This window comes from Sphingorhabdus sp. EL138, from assembly GCF_900258045.1.
Lineage (GTDB): Bacteria > Pseudomonadota > Alphaproteobacteria > Sphingomonadales > Sphingomonadaceae > Parasphingorhabdus.
Map to the genome: position 1 here is coordinate 177829 of NZ_OGVD01000004.1, position 17751 is coordinate 195579.

Genomic DNA, 17751 nt, shown 5'->3' on the forward strand with positions numbered 1-17751 from the left:
GCGCGAATGAACCTATGCTGTCTAGTCGAGCTGTGCCGAAAATAGGTTTGTTCCTGGCCATCTGCTAATGGGTGAGACCGGTTCGCAAAAAAAGCGAGCGGCATAATGATGTGGGAGAGGACATATGCGTATCTTTATTACCGGCGCATCCGGTTTTGTCGGTGGGGCGGCCACCAAGGCATTCGTTGAGGCCGGGCATCGGGTCACCGCCATGTCACGCAGCGGGGCATCAGATGCAGTGATCCGCGACCTGGGAGCTCAGCCGGTGCGCTGCGATCTGGAAACGATCACTGCTGAACATATTGGCGATGCCGAGATTGTACTGCACAGCGCCGCCTTTGTCGAAGCCTGGGGCCCAAAGGATGCCTGGCATAAATATAATGTGCTCGGAACGCAGGCGATGCTGGATGCGGCGCAAGCTGCCGGTGTGCAGCGGTTCGTCCATATCGGGACAGAGGCGGGCATCTGTCATGGCCAGCATGTGCGCAATGCGGATGAGACGGTTCCGCTGGCTCCGGATTCGCCCTATCCCTATTGCGCAACGAAGGCGCAGGCAGAACAGCGCGTCCGCGATGCCAATCGCGATGGGGCGTTTGAAACCATTATTTTGCGACCGCGTTTCATCTGGGGGCCGGGTGACACAACTTTGCTTCCCATGGTCGAAGCCATGGCCAGGAGCGGCAAGTGGATGTGGATCAATGATGGCAAGGCAATGACATCAACCACCCATATCGATAATCTGGTTCACGCCATAAATCTTGCTCTCACCAAAGGCGGTGGCGGAGAGGCTTATTTCATATTGGATGACGGGACCGTCAGCATGAAGGATATGATCGAAGGGATGGCGCAGGCAAGACAGCTGACATTGGCGGACAAGTCCATTTCATCGGGCATGGCTGATTTTGCCGGAAGCGCATCGGAAAAAATATGGCGGCTATTGGGTTTGAAAAGCGACCCACCGTTGACCGCTCATGCCGCGATGGTCATGTCGCGCGATTGTACATTGGATGGGTCAAAGGCGCAGGCTGATCTCGGCTATCATCCCGTCACGACCCGGGCGGAAGGATTAGCCGCTTTGTGACAGAGCTGTCCGATTCAAAATCGGAAGCTTTGAAATAAAATTTCCGTCCGCTGAATCATTCAAACACCATATCTGGTGTCACAAATGAGTCATTCACACCTGTGCATGAACTGTGGATATTTTTTTTGTAAAATTTGACCCACCCTATTGCGTTCCGGTCAAGGCTTAGAAGGTCCACGCGTCGCTGCGCTGCAGCATGAATCGGCCGTCGACGAAGCGATTCATTTATACGACGAACAGAGTCGTTAAAATGTCATTTACCCTCTTGCATATAATTCTGATTCAGCCACTATAGGTTGTGGTTAAGCCAAGGGGGCACACCAACGTATAGTATTACTCGCCAGTAACGCCGACTCGGTGGATGGCTCCCTTTGGCCTGAATCGCAAGCGATTTATTCGGGTTTTTGGGCAAAAATAAATGCCCGCCCAGGCTGTAAAAATGTTATGTTAAACGGCTCGGCCGCAAGAGATTGTCCGAGTCGAACAATACAGGAACAAATGGCCCGGTATTAAACCCACCTTAAGGCTGGTCAAAGAGCCAGCGAGACGATTGGTTTGGTAGTTTGATTAAGGGGGCTTTGATGGATTTTAGAGATAACCGGGAAGATGCCGGGAATAGTGGTAGAGATATGAGTGAGAGTGACATGGGCGCCGAAGTTTTAGACACGCCAAAAGACAAATCCGAAGACAAAGCAGAAAGCACAGCCAAGAAAGCACCGGTGAAAGAACCGGAGATCAGCAAAAAGGCGGAAGCCGAAGCGGCGGCGACAAAGAAAAATGACGAGAAAGAACTGAAGGCTGAACGGGACAGCCATAGCGTCGAAAAACGCCGGTTCAAAATCGTGCAGGATGACGCGCGCGATGATTTGCTGACCGATTTTGGCAAAGAGACGCTGAAAGACCGTTACCTGCTTCCGGACGAGAGTTTCCAGGACCTCTTTTCCCGCGTGGCCGATGCCTATGCGGATGATCAGGATCATGCCCAGCGGCTCTATGACTATATTTCCAAGCTCTGGTTCATGCCGGCAACGCCTGTGCTGTCCAATGGCGGCACCGGTCGCGGCCTGCCGATCTCCTGTTATCTCAACAGCGTTGACGACAGCCTCGGCGGGATCGTCAACACCTGGAACGAGAATGTCTGGCTGGCCTCAAAGGGCGGCGGCATTGGCACCTATTGGGGCAGTGTCCGCGGCATTGGGGAGCCGGTTGGCCTGAATGGCAAGACGTCCGGCATCATTCCGTTCGTGCGGGTGATGGACAGCTTGACGCTTGCCATTTCACAGGGATCATTGCGGCGTGGTTCGGCGGCTTGCTATCTTGATATCAACCATCCGGAAATTGAAGAATTTCTTGAAATCAGAAAGCCTTCCGGTGACTTTAACCGGAAAGCTCTCAACCTCCACCACGGCGTATTGCTGACCGACGAATTCATGGAAGCGGTTCGCGACGGCACCGAGATGGATCTGAAATCACCCAAGACCGGCGAAGTGCGCGGCACAGTTGATGCGCGCTCGCTGTTCCAGAAACTGGTCGAGACGCGTCTCGCCACGGGTGAGCCCTATATCATCTTCAACGACACGGTGAACCGGATGATGCCAAAACATCACCGCGATCTGGGCCTGAAAGTGTCCACGTCCAATCTGTGTTCCGAAATTACACTGCCGACGGGTCGTGATCATTTGGGTGAGGACAGGACGGCAGTGTGTTGCCTGTCTTCACTCAACCTTGAAAAATGGGACGAATGGTCAGTCGACAAGGACTTTATCGAGGACGTGATGCGCTTCCTCGACAATGTGCTTCAGGATTATATTGACCGTGCGCCCGATGAAATGGCGCGCGCCAAATATAGCGCCAGCCGCGAACGCAGTGTTGGTCTGGGCGTCATGGGCTTCCACAGCTTCTTGCAGGCCCGCGGCCTCGGCTTTGAAAGCGCGCTGGCAAAATCGTGGAATATGAAGATCTTCAAGCATGTTTCGGCCAAGGCGTCCGAAGCCAGCATGATGCTTGCCAAGGAACGCGGTCCATGTCCCGATGCAGCCGATCAGGGCGTGATGGAGCGTTTCTCCTGCAAGATGGCAATCGCACCAACCGCGTCCATCTCGATCATCTGCGGCGGAGCATCAGCCTGTATCGAACCGATCCCGGCGAATATCTACACGCATAAAACGCTGTCCGGCAGCTTCGTGGTCAAGAACCCGCATCTCGAAAAGCTGCTCGCTGAGAAATCCAAAGACAGCACCAATGTCTGGAATTCGATCCTTGAGCAGGGCGGCAGCGTCCAGCATCTCGACTTCCTCTCGGCGGAAGAGAAAGACGCGTATAAAACCAGCTTCGAGATTGACCAGCGCTGGCTGCTTGAACTCGCGGCCGACCGCACGCCCTATATTGATCAGGCGCAGTCGCTGAACCTGTTCATTCCGGCGGATGTCGACAAATGGGATCTGCTGATGCTGCACTTCCGCGCATGGGAGCTGGGCATCAAGTCGCTCTATTATCTGCGTTCGAAATCGATCCAGCGCGCTGGCTTTGCCGGACAGGAAGAAGCGTCCGACAGCAAAGGTGCCAATGTCGGCGGGGGCGTAGAGGCGGACAATACGCTCGATCCGAAAAAGGTCGAGCTGATGACCACGCAAGGCAGCACCGATTATGACGAGTGTCTCGCCTGCCAATGATCAGGCGCCAATAATAGGCAGTTTGCCCACTGCCCCCTCCCGTTTGCTCCTTTAGGGAGGGGGCTGTTTTCTTCAAGACTATAAAGGACGCGCGGCCTATGGTGGCCAGATGATGTACGCCCATATGATAATATGATGAAAAGTACGAAAGCGGAGTAACGGAAAAAATGTCACTTTTGGAAGCACGTAAAACCTACAAGCCCTTTGAATATCCATGGGCCTATGACTTCTGGAAGCGGCAGCAGCAGATTCACTGGATGCCGGAAGAAGTGCCATTGGGCGAGGATTGCCGCGACTGGGCGCAGAAGCTGACCGACCATGAGCGCAACCTGCTGACGCAGATTTTCCGCTTCTTCACGCAGGCCGATGTCGAGGTGCAGGATTGCTATCACGATAAATATGGGCGCGTCTTTAAACCGACCGAAGTCAAGATGATGCTCACGGCGTTCAGCAATATGGAAACCGTCCACATCGCCGCTTATTCCCACTTGCTCGACACCATTGGTATGCCTGAATCCGAGTACAGCATGTTCCTCGAATATGAGGAGATGAAGGACAAGCATGACTATCTCGGCACATTCGGCGTCGACACGGATGAAGATATTGCCAAGACGCTGGCGATGTTCGGCGGCTTTACCGAAGGCCTGCAGCTGTTCGCCAGCTTCGCGATGCTGATGAACTTCCCGCGCTTCAACAAGATGAAGGGCATGGGGCAGATTGTGAGCTGGTCGGTGCGCGATGAATCGCTCCACTGCGAAGGCATTGTCAAAATGTTCCACACGTTTGTGAACGAGCGCGACTGCCTGACCAAGCAGGTCAAGGAAGATATTATCGACTGCTGCCAAAAGACAGTCCGCCTGGAAGATGCGTTTATCGATCTGGCGTTCAGCGACGGTCCGGTGACCGGCATGACCGCGAAAGAGATTAAGCGCTATATCCGCTACATTGCCGACTGGCGTCTGGGCCAGCTGGGCTTTGATCCCATTTACATGATCGAAGACCACCCGCTGCCATGGCTCGCGCCATTGCTCAACGGTGTCGAGCACGCCAATTTCTTCGAAACCCGCGCCACCGAATATTCCAAAGGCGCCACCCGCGGCAATTGGAACGAAGTGTGGGATTCATTCGACCAGCGCAAAGGCGGCAAGATTATCGGTATCGAAGAAACCGATAATGATGATGATGGCGAAGATATGTTTGAGCAGGCGGGAGTTGCTGCGGAGTAGGGCATATCATTTAGTTTGTTTGCTGAGATGATATAGAATGACAGGCGTTACCCTAGATAAATTGAAAGATTTATCGATATTGATTCCAGCCATTCATATTGTGATGTGCTTCAGCTATTTGCTTTTTTATTATATGAGTTTTGGATACGGGATTCACATTTTCTCTAGTCCCGTAGATGTTTTTGCCATTTCTCTTGGCGAATTGCTGCCCATTTACATATTTTTGGCTCTGGGAAGCGTAATTGGAATTGGGCAAGGCAAGTTATTTATCTCATTCGCAAGAGATCTTACGGATGATGAAATTGAGTCTATCGGCGAGAGTAAGTTGTCGCGATTTCTCGCAGTTTCAAAAGGCAACCCACATATGTTTATCGCATTGGTTGGGGGTTCAGTATTCGTATTACTTGCTCTACTTTCTGTGATAATTTTTTATGCAAGAACAGGTTTCCTGCACTTCACTTTTGCCAATATAGTTTTGATCTTCGGATGGGTGGTCATAGACCAATTTTTTGTGCGTCGCAGCGGACTAAATAAAATACAGCGTGAGCTGATATTTTACGGTGGATTTGCTCTTATTATGACTGTGAGCGCGGGGCTTCACCAAGGGCAAATGGATCGCCATCTGGCATATAGTCAACTTGAAAGCAATAATCCCAAATGTGAAGAATTGATTGTTCTGCGATCACTGTCCGATAGGTTTCTGGCGGTGGACAAAGATAATACCCGATTAATTATCGATGAGGAATGCAAACCTGTTTTTACATTGTTTGACAGTTCCGGTTTTCAAAAGTTTCCAGCTATATCAGTTTATGATCTTATTCGTACATAACAAGTTCGGATTACGGCGAGGATTACGGTGACAGTTTACTAAATACACTTATTAGCAAACCGCTACCGGACCCAATTCACCGCCAATAATCATCTCACTCCGCTCCATCATGGCGACTGGAGCGTACGAGATACCGAAACAAGTTCGGTATGAAGAATGGTTGGGGCGGTGGGAGAGGACGATGTTTCGCTTTCCTGTTCCTCTCTTTCGTCATCCTGAACTTGTTTCAGGATCTCTTGCGGTTTTGTGCTTCCTTGATGAGATGCTGAAACGAGTTCAGCATGACGAACTGGGATGAAGAGGTCTTTTTTACCTTAATGGCTCGAATCCCAGATCCTCGGCGAGGTCGCGCCAGTCGGGGTTGGTGGCTTCGATCAAGTTGATCTTCCACGGGCGGTGCCAGTTTTTCAGCTGTTTTTCGCGGGCGATGGCTAGCTCCATGGTGCCGAATTGCTCGAAATGGACCAGCCGTTTGAGGCGGTATTTTTGGGTGAAACCGGGCACGATGCCTTCGCGGTGTTGGTGGATGCGCTGGATCAGGTTTGATGTGACACCGATATAGGGCAGGCCGCGGGCTTTGTTGGTGACGATATAGGTAGCGGGTTGGAAGGGCATGTTTTGAAGGTTGCGTTATTTGGATCCTGAAACAAGTTCAGGATGACGATTGGGGTTTGACAGTTTTGGACTCTCATTTCGTTATCCCGAACTACCCTATCATTTTGTCATCCTGAACTATCCCTTCATCTCGTCATCCCGGACTTGTTTCGGGATCTCATGCGGCAAAGATCAGGTTCAACAGCCTCCCAAAAAACCGCTTTCCTACACGCCCCCATCCATGGCTTAATCCGCGCCATGAAAAACCAACGCTCAACCTCCCCCAAACCCGACCCGCGCAGTGCGGCTGTGCAGAATCGCCGTATCTCGCGCATTCCCGCCTTTACGCCTGTGGAGCTGCGCGGACGGCATGACGGGTGGTCGCCGGTGCGGCAGGCGGAGTTTATTGGCTATCTGGCCGAAACGCGCTGCGTTAAACAGGCGGCGGCGCGGGTGGGGATGAGCCGGGAGAGCGCTTATCGCCTGCGCCGCAAGCCGGGGGCGAAGGGTTTTGCCGCCGCGTGGGATTTTATCCTCGAAGGACCGGAGACTTCGGACGGGCACGGCGGACGAAAACCAAAGGTCACACTAGAAAAGCTGTTTCAGCGTATCCGGGTAGGCCGCTATCGCCCGATGATGCGCGCCGGGCGCTATGTCGGGACATTGCAAAAGCCTGATGTTTCAGCGCTTCTGGCCGCTATATCGCGTCTTGACATGGTCGCGCCGCAGGAGGATCACTGGGATGATTTCCCGGCGGACCATGTCAACAAAAAGGGGGCTTCACTGTGAACTTGACCAGCGTGAACCTGAACGGCAAATCCATCGCCCGCATCCTCTTCGCGCTCGCTGCGCTTTATGGCATTCCGGTGCTGTTGCTCGGCCTGTTCGGGGAGGCACGGTTTAACGCCGCAACGCCGCCGGCGATCACCCATCCGGAATTCTACTATGGCTTTCATGGGCTCGCGCTGGTGTTCCAGCTGATCTTTGTCCTGATCGCCATCGACCCGTTACGCTATCGCCCGTTGATGCTGGTGGCGGTGCTGGAAAAGCTCGCCTTTTTCGGACCCGGGCTATGGCTCTATTCCAGCGGCCGCCTGGCCGAGGGCGGGGCGTTTTACGGCGCGATGATCGACGGTATCTGGGCGCTGCTGTTTCTGCTGGCATGGGCGTTGACCCGCCCGAAAGGCGGTGCAGGTACCTGACAGCGCTTCTGGCGCTCCCTGTTTTTGAACCGGTTGCCGACAGACCGTCTTGCCCCCGGGGCTCTCCTTCTGTACGCTCAGATTTTCGGGGCTAGACTGATGAAGGGTTTTCTGATCCGGAGACGGATCGCACAAAGATAGGTTATTGGATTGAGCTTTTCCGAAATTATGCTTGCCCTGGCGTTGACCCACGCACCGGCAACCCCCATACCCCCACCAACCATTGCGGATCACTCCTTTGATATAGACAGGATCGAAGTGCAGGATCTGCGCGCGCCGGCTGCATCGGCGTCGCTGTCACCGGCATCGTTATCGGCACAGGCGCAGCTATTCGGCGCGCTGGCCATCGCGCCGGGAGAAGCGGAGCCGTCAACCCAGCCCGGCCAGGTGCCATGGCCCGTGCCGCTGGAGCCGGCACCATTGGAGCCAGCGCCGCTGGAAACAGCGCCGCCTCCACCGGTGCTGGACGAACCGCTCTTGCCTGTCGATCCTTTAAGCCCCGATGCCGATCTTGCGGCTGACCCGGCCGATGGCAATGAAATCGTCGTCACGGCCCGTCCGCGCGCGCCAAAGATCGACCCGCTGCAGGAGCTGAATGCCGACAGTTTCGAAATCATTCAGGATGTTGACGATGCCGTGGTCGGCCCCGTCGCGCTGGCTTATGAAGATACCGTGCCGAGCCCGGTGCGCAGCGGCATCTCCAATTTTCTCAGCAATCTGGGCGAGCCGATTGTTTTCCTGAACTATCTGCTGCAGCTCAAACCCGGCAAGGCGATGGAAACACTGGGCCGCTTCACCATCAACTCGACCATCGGGATTGGCGGGCTGGTGGATGTTGCTAAAAAACCGCCGTTCAACCTGCCCAAGCGTAATAACGGCTTTGCCAATACGCTGGGCTATTATGGTGTGGAGCCGGGGCCGTTTCTTTTTCTGCCGCTGATCGGGCCGACGACGGTTCGCGATCTGTTTGGGCGTGTGGTCGATCTGTCGGTCCTGCCGGTCGGGGTCGGAAAGCCGTTTAACGAGCTGGTCTATACTCTCCCGGCGGGGATTATCACCTCGCTCGATACGCGCGCCGAGCAGGACGAGCAGTTCAGGAAGCTGCGCGAAGCCGACGATCCCTATATCGCGACAAGAGAGCTTTACCTGAAACAGCGGCAGGCCGAAATTGACGCGCTGCGCGGGAAAGAACCCGAAGACAAATAGGACGCCGATGGCCGGATCCTGCTGCGGGTCCGGCCGCTTTCCGAACAGTCTCCCGCCCGATATTTGACCTGGATCAAAGCGATCCCGGTGCGTCGCTGCCACCATGCTGTCCGACATGGAAGGAGATGCGATATGTCGGAGCATATGATGCAGTGGCCGGTGCTGCTATTCATCGGGATGGTGGCCTTTTTCGGTCTGGGTCTGATCTACGGGACCATCGCCGAAACGCTGAATGAACGAAGAGAATAGAAAACGGCCCCTGTCGAAATGGGGCTTTTTGAAATCGGTCAGGATGGGGCTTGTTCAAGCCAGCCTCCGGTAATTCGCGCCACGGCCCATTTACTTTTCACAAAACCGTCATGAAACTGTCTTGATGTTTACACTGAGACATGAACTGGCGATCTACACCGCTGCCGGGCTTGGGATCCTGGCGCTGGCCGCCGTGTCAGTGGACTTTCGTCACGGGCCCTTTTTCAAGGAGGATGGCGTTGTCGAAATGACGGCGGCGCTGCTGTTTCTGGCAGCCTTGGTGATCGGTGTTCATCGCCGACTGTTTCGCACCTGGATGGGGCTTGCCTTTTGCGCGCTCGCCTTGCTCGCCTGTTTGAGCGAGATCAGTTTCGGCGCCCGTTTTCTCGACTTCACCATGCCCGCAATGGCGGGCGGCGGCGAGCTGGACGGGGCGCAGGATCTGGTGATGCTCGCCTATCGGGCAGCCGCCGGGGAAGGTTTCCTGCTGCTGGCCGCGGGGCTGGCTGTGATCCTGTCGGTGCTGGTTTTGATACTGGCCTGGCGCAGCGGACATCTGGCGCAGGTAGTAGCATGGTTCAATGCTGATGATGGCCGGTCCACGCTGGCTATTGGCCTGGCTGTTATTGGTCTGGCGGTGATCCTCGATGTGATGGAGGCCGTTCGCTTCGCAGAAGAAACGCTGGAGCTTTTTGGTGCCGCACTGTTTGTCACAGCGGCTTTGCGTCTCGACCGATAATGTAATCAGGGTCTCGCCCTTACCAAACAGAAAAACAGAAATAGAACCAATATGAGTCTATTTCGGTTCGTCTTACAATCGGGTGTCGGCGCAAAACTGCCATTTGATCGGACTATAGCGATAGGGCCGTTCGTGCTTGCCAAACCAGACTTCTTGATCTTACGTGAATTTACCCCATTATGAGTCATTCCGGGGTTAACAAGGGGCAATCCACAATGCTAAATTATTGGTTATGTTAGAAAAATATTCTCGCTTCGTCACTCTGGCCACCGCAGTGCTGGCCATGACCGTCTCACCAGTTTTTGCACAGGCAACCAATCCGCCATCGGCAAAAGAAGAGCTCGTTCGACCGGATATTCCATCGCGCGAGCACTATCCCGATGCGGGGCAGGCTTTCGGGATGACCTGGTATTATAACAATGATTACGACAGCCCGTTTGTTGCCTTTCAGGTTCCGGAAACCGACAATCAGCTATGGACAATGTCTTGCCGCAAGCAAAAAGACGGAAGCGTGCGCATTGCCAATATGATTATCGCCACGCCGAAAGAGCTGGTCGCAGAAGATCGTTTTGGGTTCACGATCAGGGTTGATGATCGTCGGTCGATCGGCGTGCTGGCACGGATGTTGCCGGCCAATATTGAGGGCGAAGATTATCACATGCCGCAATTTTATCTGCCAGCCAGTCATGCGCTTTTTCCAGCGCTAGCCAAGGGCAATCGGGCCTATGTAAATCTGAATGGCAACAAGTTCAGCTTGCACCTTAATGGATCCGGTGATGCGCTGACCAAATTTCTAAAGGCGTGCCAATAATCAACCATTGGTCGCAGCTGAAAAACCGGCTGGCGACAATTGTAGAGGATGAATAGTCCTGTTGGGTTTTGTTCATATTTCTCCCGTTATTTCTGACAATCAGACATAACGAAGGGAGTTTGACATGAAAAAAACGATTCTAAGCCTAACCGCCGCGGCGCTGTTTTTGCCTGTTACACCAGCACTAGCTGATGCGGGTGGCTATACTGATCATGGTGGCCCTGTCGCCGGTTTCTATCGGGTCAGTGATGATGACTGGGACGATGATGATGACGATCGCTATTACAAGCCCCGCCGGTTGAAACGCGGGGATCGCTACTGGCGTGGCCGTGACGGGCGCTATTATTGCAAGCGCAAGGACGGCACGACAGGACTGATTATTGGTGGCGCCGTCGGGGCGCTACTTGGCCGGGAAATTGATGGTGGTCGGGACCGGACGGTTGGAACTGTGCTTGGTGCTGCCGGTGGTGCGCTTCTGGGCCGGGAGATTGATCGCGGAAAATTGCGCTGCCGTTAAATGATCGGGCTGTGGCATTTGCTTGAGCCCGTACATGAAATGAAGAACCCGGTCCTGATGGTCTTCAGGGCTGGGCTTTCATTTGGGGGAAAGGGAAGGGGGATTTAGATGATCAGGGATGCGGCATTTTGTGTGGCGGGGACAATGCTGGCGCCAACAAAAAGAGCAGAAGAGATGAGGGCGGCGATGGCGGCTGTGATTTGGGCAGTGAAATTACGGGGCATGATGAAGTCCTTTGGGGTTTGAGAGCCGGTCGCCTGATCAGATAATCAGGGACGTGGCATTTTGGGCGGCTGGACCGACGCTGGCGCTCATCATTACTGCTGCAGAGAATAGAGCGGCAAAGGCGGCGAGAACCTGGTTTTGAACGTTGGTGGTCATGATGAATTTTCCTTTTGAATTCCGGTTAGAGATTAAGCGATGAATGAAGCGGTGTTTTGAACGGCTGGGCCAACGCTGGCGCTGATCAGGACAGCTGCGGAGAACAGAGCGGCGAAAGCGGCAACAACTTGGTTTTGTATATTTACGTTCGACATTTTAAATTCCTTCTGGGCTAAATTTGGTTTTTCGCGGTTGTGTTTGCGAAGATGTCCATAGCATTGCATAGGGCGTGCCAGTTTTGATAAACTTATATAATACAATAGGTTATGCTTATTTTTCATTATTAAGAGTTTTCTTGAAAACCAATAAATGGGAAAATAAGCCAATAAATGGTTTTCTCTTTTGGGAAATGTCACCAATCAGCCTGTTCAGGATCTTGCTGTTGTTGCAAGCACAGGAACGGTCCGGATTTACTCGTGTAAAACCGGAGGATATTCCCACAGGATGGGTTTAAGGCAGTTTGCAGGTTTCGCCTGGCGGCTGGTGCTATGAAACTGCGATTGCTTTAGTAGGGCGCTGTTCCGCCGTCGACGCTCAGTGCTGCACCGGTAATCCCGGCACCAGCATCAGAGGCAAGCAGCAATGCCATCGCAGCGACTTCCTCCACCGTGTTCGGTCGTTTAAGCGCGCTTTCTTGAGAAAACATGTCGATCATTTCCTCGAATGTCATGCCGAGGCCTTCGGCAGTGGTCGGCCCGTTATCGAGAATGAGATCGGTCAGTACCAGGCCAGGACAGATAGAATTGACGGTAATGCCCATTGTGCCCACTTCCTGGGCCACCGCCTTGGTCATGCCGTTTATGCCGTGCTTGGCGATCGTATATGGCGCGAAAGTTGGCTTGCCCATCTTGCCTTCGGTCGAACTGATATTGATGACGCGACCGGATTGCTGAGCGATCATGGGCTTTAGCGCCCGGCGGGTTGCCCAGAATGTCGCGTAGATATTCCACTTCATCGCTTCATCAAAGGCCTCATCGGTCAGATCGACGAGCGGAGCAAGATCACCAGCACCGCCGGCATTGTTGACGAGAATATCGACCGTACCGAAATTTGCGACCGTCTGGTCCACAAAATCCTCAACTGACTCTTGCTGCATGACATCGCCAGCGATGAAAATGGCGCGATCACCGACGTTCAGTTCTTCGATAACCTTTGCGCCCTTTTCAGGATTACGGGCAAATAACGCGACATTTGCGCCCTCCGCCAGAAAGACCTCCGCTATGCCGCGTCCTATACCCGCAGTGCCGCCCGTAATAGCGGCAGTTTTGCCTTTCAGTTGCATGACCTTCTCCCAAAATTTCTTGCCATCTAGTTATCGGTGGAAGGCGGTAGCAGCAATCATTCAAAAGGTTAGGAGCGAAAAATAGGACACTCAAGACATTGGTAGATAAGCGAAACTTTTAATATGTTCATAAAAATCGCGTTGAATATGAACCTCAGATAAAACCAACATTCAGCAAGCGGTCAATCCACTTCACCTAGAACCAATCTCGTCGGGCATCAAACGAGTCGGATCACGACAATCCTTTTGGAGTAGAAGCAATGATCAACAAGGTTTTAGGAACACTCGCCATCACCACCGCTGCTATTTCGGCGATGGCCTTTGCAACGCCCGCTGAAGCGCGTGGTGGTTATTATCAAGGCTATAACGACGGCTATTATCAGCATGTTGGTGATGACCGCCGCTATTATCGTCGTGGCGATTATTACCGGGATGACCGTTATTATGACCGCCGGGATCGTCGTGCTTATCGTGAAAAGCGTCGTTATTATCGCGACAAGCGTCGTTATCGCAATGATCGTCGTCGTTATCGCGGATGTGATCGCGGCACGGGCGGCACCATAATCGGTGCTATTGCTGGCGGACTGCTGGGCAATGAAGTGGCTGGCCGCGGTAGCAAGACCGAAGGCACGATCATTGGCGGTGCAGTTGGTGCGCTTGCCGGTCGGGCGATTGATCGCAACTGCTGATGGGATCGCATGGAGATTGAAGATAAGCCCTCTGTATTCTGTCTTTGAATACAGAGGGCCTATATTCCTCGCGTCGCGTATCGAGGAAAGGGGACCGTGGTCGTAAGCTCCGGTCCCCGTTTCTTTGTCAGTCTATCCGATGTATCACCGGCGCGCCAGCATTGGCGGTACAGGGCCGATCCAGTCCGATAAATCAACCTCGTCCTTCACGAAATAGGGCTTGCCCTTGCTGTTGAGATAAAAGCGCTGCATTTCACTGCGGGTAAATGGCCGGGAGCCTAGCCGACCAAACACGGCCATCTGTCCACCGGTTTCATCCACTGCCCGGTCACGATCCAGTCCTTTGGACAAGGCCAATGCGGGTTTGGGGGTACGGGCAAAGGCAATTAGTTCCGGCATCGGCGGCGGTGAAAAACCATAATAGTTCGGCTGGCTGTCTGGAGAAGTCAGCTGAATGACTTTCAGACCATTGCGGCCGTCGGCGACATAGGCAAACAGAGTGGCATTGGTGGAACCGACAATGACGTCTTCTGCGTCATTCATCTGGCCGCCAAATGTTTCCTTGCGATAGATAACTGGTGCTTCCGGTTTGGTGATATTGGCAATCACCAAACCTTCGTCTTTTGCCGCGATGTAAGCATAGGTGCGGGCCAGATAGAGACGGCGTGCATTGTTGAGTGGGATTGTCCCGGACTCTACCGGAACCGGCTTTTCCATATCTGTCACATTGAACAGCTTCACACCATCAGCATCGGTTACCCAAAGATAGCGGAACTGCAAGGCTGACGCCCGGGCATCTGTCATCGGCATGGTGATGACATGGCGGGGTTTCAACGGATCGTTGAGGTCAATGACAACCAGCCCACTCGCGGCGGTGATGTAGACATAATGACCGGCCAATGTGATATGCTTGGCGCCGTTCAAGACCCCGTCCGCATTCCAGGTAACGGCGCGCTTGAAGAAATTGTTGCGGAACTCGCCGTCGGCCAGCGTATTGATGTCCACGAGAATTAAACCTTCTTCGCTGTCGGTAACAACGGCATAATTATAAATCGGATGGAACGCCTGTTCCTCATTAATCTCGCGGAGCTCGGCCGTGTTGCGTTCCGGTGCAACTGGCTGGTTGGTCGACAATGCCATGCAGGTCGCGTTTTTCGTGTCGACATGGGTGTCATGACCCAGGGAAGAGAAGGGGGCCTTGACGATCCGTTCGGAAAAACCCTTGTTGCCGATCGAGGCAACGTCATAGGCGCGGAACCCGCCTTTACCCTCTGCGACAAACATATATTCACCGCGCAGCTGCAAGCAGCGGACGCTGTCCCCGGTGCCCTGAACCACATTGGCAAATTCTTCCAGAGCTTTGGTCTCGCCAGACAGATTGGCATCGAGCCGCTCGCCGCGCACCCAGTTGATGAGTTCGCGCCCATTATCTTCCACATGCATCCGCCAATAATCGGGATACGCATATTTTTGCAGATAGGAACCGATGACTGCTTGGGGTTCATCCCATTCTGTCACACGTACCGCTTCAAAGCCCTTGTCCATGCCTACCCAGGCATGCAGGCCAACAAAGTTCACGAAGTTTGTACCCTGCAAAAGCAGCTGAGACATGATGGCATTATTGTCATTGGCTTCGCTCAAGTGACAATCGGAACATTGCTTGGTCTCGGTCTTGCGAACGGTGTGCGGGAAGTGTGGTGCAAAGGCTTGGCTGGAGAAACCGATGGCCGATATGGGCGGCTGCTGCACATAGATGCGTTCACGGTTGATATTGGTTGAGGAGAGCACCAGCGCCGAGGTTGACCGTACCGGTGCGATAATGCTCCCCTTGGTCGTCTGGTGACGGCCAAGCTGGAACATCTGATCACGGGCGACCTGCGGGTTATAGGTGGCGTAGTTACGTGTGGTGCCGCCTTCATATTTGTGGCTTTCCGTTTGCCAGTTGGCTTCAATCGGCAAATGGCAGCCGCCACAACTGGTCGTCCAGCTCAAGTGACAGGTGAAGCACACCATATTTTCATCTTTATGGGCCCGATCAGCAGCGGGTACGCCAGTACCAAAACTGTATTTCCCTGTCTCGGCGCCGGTCCTGGACATCAGCTTGGCGCGTGCCGATTTCAGGTTAAAGTCAGGATGCGAACGGTCAACGCTGTCTTTGACCAGACTGACCCGCCAGCTGAGGTCTGGGTCCACGATGGAACGCTGGATCAACACACGCTTGCCATTGGCATCCTGCATCCATTCAAAGCGGCGCTGACCATCCGCATTGCGCAGCAGGTTCAAGTTCTTGCCCTTCGGCCGCGCCGCCAGATTGGATGTCATCAATGTCGGATATTCATCGGCCGTACCATGGCAGTCTTTGCAGTTTATCTCCACCGCATTGGCGACCTCGCCATAGATCAGACCATTGCCATGGCTGTCCTGGGCGAAATGACAATCCGCGCATTGCATGCCGACTTCGGCATGGATACTCATCATGTGGACGGACTTGCCAGGGTTGATCCCGGGTTCGACGAATTTTTCTTCGTCCTCGCGGCGGAATTTTTCAGGATCATCATTGTCGACAATATCGCCATCTTCGTCGAGCAGATTGCCATCGCGATCGCGTTTCAATATGGCGCGGAAATTCCAGCCATGACCGTGATAGTCAGCAAATTGTGTGTCCTTGGCTTCGCTGTTGAGATCATAGACATTGCGCAGGAAATCAAGCTCGCCCCAAAGACCTTTGGGTGAAGCGGCTTCTGGATTGCGGTCGAGGATCTTGCGCACTTCTTCGGCATCAGGATATTTCTGCTGTTTATAAGTTTTCTGATATTCCTCATCACTCATGCCCTCGGGCCGCGGCGTGGTATTGTTCGGACCGGGCCACATCAGCGGGGCATCGGACTCATAGTCCCACATCGTATAGCCGAGGAAGCTGTTCAGGAAGATATTGGGCTGGTGCATGTGACAGTTCATGCACTGGGCAGTTGGAATGGCGCGGGTGAAGGCATGCTGGATAGGATGTCCTTTTTCCCGTTTCGCCGGGTCTATGTCGGTGCTGTGATCATTGCCATGTCCGTCATCATGGCCGCCCTTCTTGCTATAGGAAGCGTCATAGGTCCCAAATTTGCCGACGCGGTGCTCACCCTCTTTCAGGTTACGGATCGTTGGATCTTTGGTTTGCGTCTGTCCGTCGCGGCCATATTTGGCCCAGATCAGGCTGTGGCGCGGCTCGCGGTCATTGGCATAGACCACATGGCAACTGGCGCAGCCGGACTGGCGATAGTCACCGGGCTGGTCATTAGTGCCCATGAACCACGTGAACGGATCGTTCAGCCGGGTCTTGTGAATATTCAGAGCCGGAATGGCAACGCGCAGCCCTGTGCCGGGACCGCGGTTGGATTGTTTCAGGTCCGGACGGCCCGGTTCCTCCAGTCGCTGAATGATTCCGCCAATGTTTGGCAAGCCGATTTCAGGGAATTGCGTATTGATATTGCGTCCGCCGCGTTCAAACACGCGGAAAACATCACCGGGCGGTATCGTGTGCCAAGTGGGCAGGGGATAGAGAATGGGCAACGCGCCACGTTTCTTCTGTTCGTCCGTTACCGTGCCATGTGGATTTCCTGGGGACTTGATCGTCGCGGGCAGGCCTTTGCGGGTATAGGCTTCACCGAAGACATAATTTTTAAACGGCACGATACCGTTATTATAAGCCGCGCCGCCCCAGAGCATAGCTCCGGTTGCCATCAGGGATCGCTCAGACGCTTCGATAATTTCCATATGGCAAGCACCACAGGATTCCCGCGCGACGCGGTAATCTGACGGGTTGACGAAGCGGACAAATTCAGGGGATTCCTTATTCAGCAATGTGTAGCTGCGCTTCGGATTGGCGGACGAAGGCCAGTGCCAGCTCTCGGGATATTTGGGGAGGACATGCGCTTTTTTCAGCGCATGCATATATTGCGGGCTTTTCTTGCCCCATGCATTGTCGCCGGTAACGCTAGCGTCGCCGCCGTGACAGTCGACGCAGCCGAGCACCACAGCAGGCGTCTCGTGCATCGTTTTCTGGTCGCTGTCGGTATGGCAGGAAACACAGCCGGTGCTTTTTGTGTTTGCAGCATCCCATGTCTGGTTCTGCGGCGCTGGTGGTGTGAACGTATAGTCAATCTTCTGAGGTTTCTCTTTTCCTGCGGCAAGTAGCGCTGGTGTTCCTGCAACGCTCAGTCCAGCGATGCCGAGTCCAGCGATGAAGAAACGCTTATATCGGGAGAGAAGATTGAGAGACCGCATA

Annotated in this window: 15 protein-coding genes; 11 read left to right on the top strand and 4 right to left on the bottom strand. The window is 53.8% G+C overall.

Features of this window, described 5'->3' with window-relative positions; translation table 11 throughout:
- Positions 1 to 124: 124 nt before the first annotated feature.
- From DK507_RS10755 to DK507_RS10770, 4 genes are all read left to right on the top strand, one after another.
- Positions 125 to 1081, top strand: a complete 957-nt coding sequence (locus tag DK507_RS10755; RefSeq protein ID WP_109356408.1) for an NAD(P)-dependent oxidoreductase — start codon at positions 125 to 127, stop codon at positions 1079 to 1081.
- A 581-nt stretch (positions 1082 to 1662) separates the two neighbouring features.
- On the top strand, positions 1663 to 3753 hold the full coding sequence (locus tag DK507_RS10760; RefSeq protein ID WP_254054346.1) for a ribonucleoside-diphosphate reductase subunit alpha: 2091 nt from the start codon (positions 1663 to 1665) through the stop codon (positions 3751 to 3753).
- 167 nt (positions 3754 to 3920) lie between these two features.
- Positions 3921 to 4979: a ribonucleotide-diphosphate reductase subunit beta gene (locus tag DK507_RS10765; protein WP_109356409.1), complete on the top strand. Its 1059-nt coding sequence runs from the start codon at positions 3921 to 3923 to the stop codon at positions 4977 to 4979.
- Between the two features lie 37 nt (positions 4980 to 5016).
- Positions 5017 to 5808 carry a hypothetical protein gene (locus tag DK507_RS10770; RefSeq protein WP_109356410.1) on the top strand — a complete coding sequence of 264 codons (792 nt, stop codon included), beginning with the start codon at positions 5017 to 5019 and terminating at the stop codon, positions 5806 to 5808.
- Between the two features lie 309 nt (positions 5809 to 6117).
- Here the strand turns inward: DK507_RS10770 and DK507_RS10775 are convergent, their stop codons facing one another.
- A complete protein-coding gene (locus DK507_RS10775) occupies positions 6118 to 6423 on the bottom strand; it encodes a GIY-YIG nuclease family protein (RefSeq protein WP_109356411.1) in 306 nt (101 codons plus the stop codon).
- A 237-nt stretch (positions 6424 to 6660) separates the two neighbouring features.
- On the opposite strand from DK507_RS10775, the gene DK507_RS10780 reads away from it, so the two are divergent.
- The 6 genes from DK507_RS10780 (at position 6661) to DK507_RS10805 (ending at position 11126) form a co-directional block, all read left to right on the top strand.
- Entirely contained in the window at positions 6661 to 7191 is a 531-nt protein-coding gene (locus tag DK507_RS10780; protein WP_109356412.1) for a hypothetical protein, read from the top strand.
- On the top strand, positions 7188 to 7604 hold the full coding sequence (locus DK507_RS10785; RefSeq protein ID WP_216822382.1) for a hypothetical protein: 417 nt from the start codon (positions 7188 to 7190) through the stop codon (positions 7602 to 7604). The genes DK507_RS10780 and DK507_RS10785 overlap by 4 nt, the downstream gene beginning before the upstream one ends.
- Positions 7605 to 7754: 150 nt before the next feature.
- Complete coding sequence (locus tag DK507_RS10790) at positions 7755 to 8810, top strand: VacJ family lipoprotein (protein ID WP_254054347.1); 1056 nt, start codon at positions 7755 to 7757, stop codon at positions 8808 to 8810.
- 373 nt (positions 8811 to 9183) lie between these two features.
- On the top strand, positions 9184 to 9798 hold the full coding sequence (locus tag DK507_RS10795; RefSeq protein WP_109356413.1) for a hypothetical protein: 615 nt from the start codon (positions 9184 to 9186) through the stop codon (positions 9796 to 9798).
- 232 nt (positions 9799 to 10030) lie between these two features.
- On the top strand, positions 10031 to 10609 hold the full coding sequence (locus DK507_RS10800; RefSeq protein WP_109356414.1) for a hypothetical protein: 579 nt from the start codon (positions 10031 to 10033) through the stop codon (positions 10607 to 10609).
- A 124-nt stretch (positions 10610 to 10733) separates the two neighbouring features.
- Complete coding sequence (locus DK507_RS10805) at positions 10734 to 11126, top strand: glycine zipper 2TM domain-containing protein (protein WP_109356415.1); 393 nt, start codon at positions 10734 to 10736, stop codon at positions 11124 to 11126.
- Positions 11127 to 11539: 413 nt separating this feature from the next.
- Here the strand turns inward: DK507_RS10805 and DK507_RS10810 are convergent, their stop codons facing one another.
- Together DK507_RS10810 and DK507_RS10815 are read right to left on the bottom strand one after the other, a co-directional pair.
- Entirely contained in the window at positions 11540 to 11788 is a 249-nt protein-coding gene (locus DK507_RS10810) for a hypothetical protein (protein WP_162559012.1), read from the bottom strand.
- Between the two features lie 224 nt (positions 11789 to 12012).
- Complete coding sequence (locus DK507_RS10815; RefSeq protein WP_109356417.1) at positions 12013 to 12789, bottom strand: SDR family NAD(P)-dependent oxidoreductase; 777 nt, start codon at positions 12787 to 12789, stop codon at positions 12013 to 12015.
- A gap of 260 nt (positions 12790 to 13049) precedes the next feature.
- Between DK507_RS10815 and DK507_RS10820 the strand changes: the two genes are divergently transcribed.
- Positions 13050 to 13478, top strand: a complete 429-nt coding sequence (locus DK507_RS10820; RefSeq protein WP_109356418.1) for a glycine zipper 2TM domain-containing protein — start codon at positions 13050 to 13052, stop codon at positions 13476 to 13478.
- A gap of 144 nt (positions 13479 to 13622) precedes the next feature.
- Here DK507_RS10820 and DK507_RS10825 read toward each other — a convergent pair whose 3' ends face one another.
- Positions 13623 to 17750, bottom strand: coding sequence for a hypothetical protein (locus tag DK507_RS10825; protein ID WP_109356419.1), 4128 nt, complete (start codon positions 17748 to 17750; stop codon positions 13623 to 13625).
- Position 17751: the final 1 nt, after the last annotated feature.

Bases quoted from the DNA above. Each gene is read 5' to 3' on its own strand.
- DK507_RS10805 (WP_109356415.1), top strand. From the start codon at position 10,734: ATGAAAAAAACGATTCTAAGCCTAACCGCCGCGGCGCTGTTTTTGCCT.
- DK507_RS10770 (WP_109356410.1), top strand. From the start codon at position 5,017: ATGACAGGCGTTACCCTAGATAAATTGAAAGATTTATCGATATTGATT.
- DK507_RS10755 (WP_109356408.1), top strand. From the start codon at position 125: ATGCGTATCTTTATTACCGGCGCATCCGGTTTTGTCGGTGGGGCGGCC.
- DK507_RS10775 (WP_109356411.1), bottom strand. From the start codon at position 6,423: ATGCCCTTCCAACCCGCTACCTATATCGTCACCAACAAAGCCCGCGGC.
- DK507_RS10760 (WP_254054346.1), top strand. From the start codon at position 1,663: ATGGATTTTAGAGATAACCGGGAAGATGCCGGGAATAGTGGTAGAGAT.
- DK507_RS10825 (WP_109356419.1), bottom strand. From the start codon at position 17,750: ATGCGGTCTCTCAATCTTCTCTCCCGATATAAGCGTTTCTTCATCGCT.
- DK507_RS10765 (WP_109356409.1), top strand. From the start codon at position 3,921: ATGTCACTTTTGGAAGCACGTAAAACCTACAAGCCCTTTGAATATCCA.
- DK507_RS10800 (WP_109356414.1), top strand. From the start codon at position 10,031: ATGTTAGAAAAATATTCTCGCTTCGTCACTCTGGCCACCGCAGTGCTG.
- DK507_RS10780 (WP_109356412.1), top strand. From the start codon at position 6,661: ATGAAAAACCAACGCTCAACCTCCCCCAAACCCGACCCGCGCAGTGCG.
- DK507_RS10815 (WP_109356417.1), bottom strand. From the start codon at position 12,789: ATGCAACTGAAAGGCAAAACTGCCGCTATTACGGGCGGCACTGCGGGT.
- DK507_RS10810 (WP_162559012.1), bottom strand. From the start codon at position 11,788: ATGAAAAATAAGCATAACCTATTGTATTATATAAGTTTATCAAAACTG.
- DK507_RS10820 (WP_109356418.1), top strand. From the start codon at position 13,050: ATGATCAACAAGGTTTTAGGAACACTCGCCATCACCACCGCTGCTATT.
- DK507_RS10795 (WP_109356413.1), top strand. From the start codon at position 9,184: ATGTTTACACTGAGACATGAACTGGCGATCTACACCGCTGCCGGGCTT.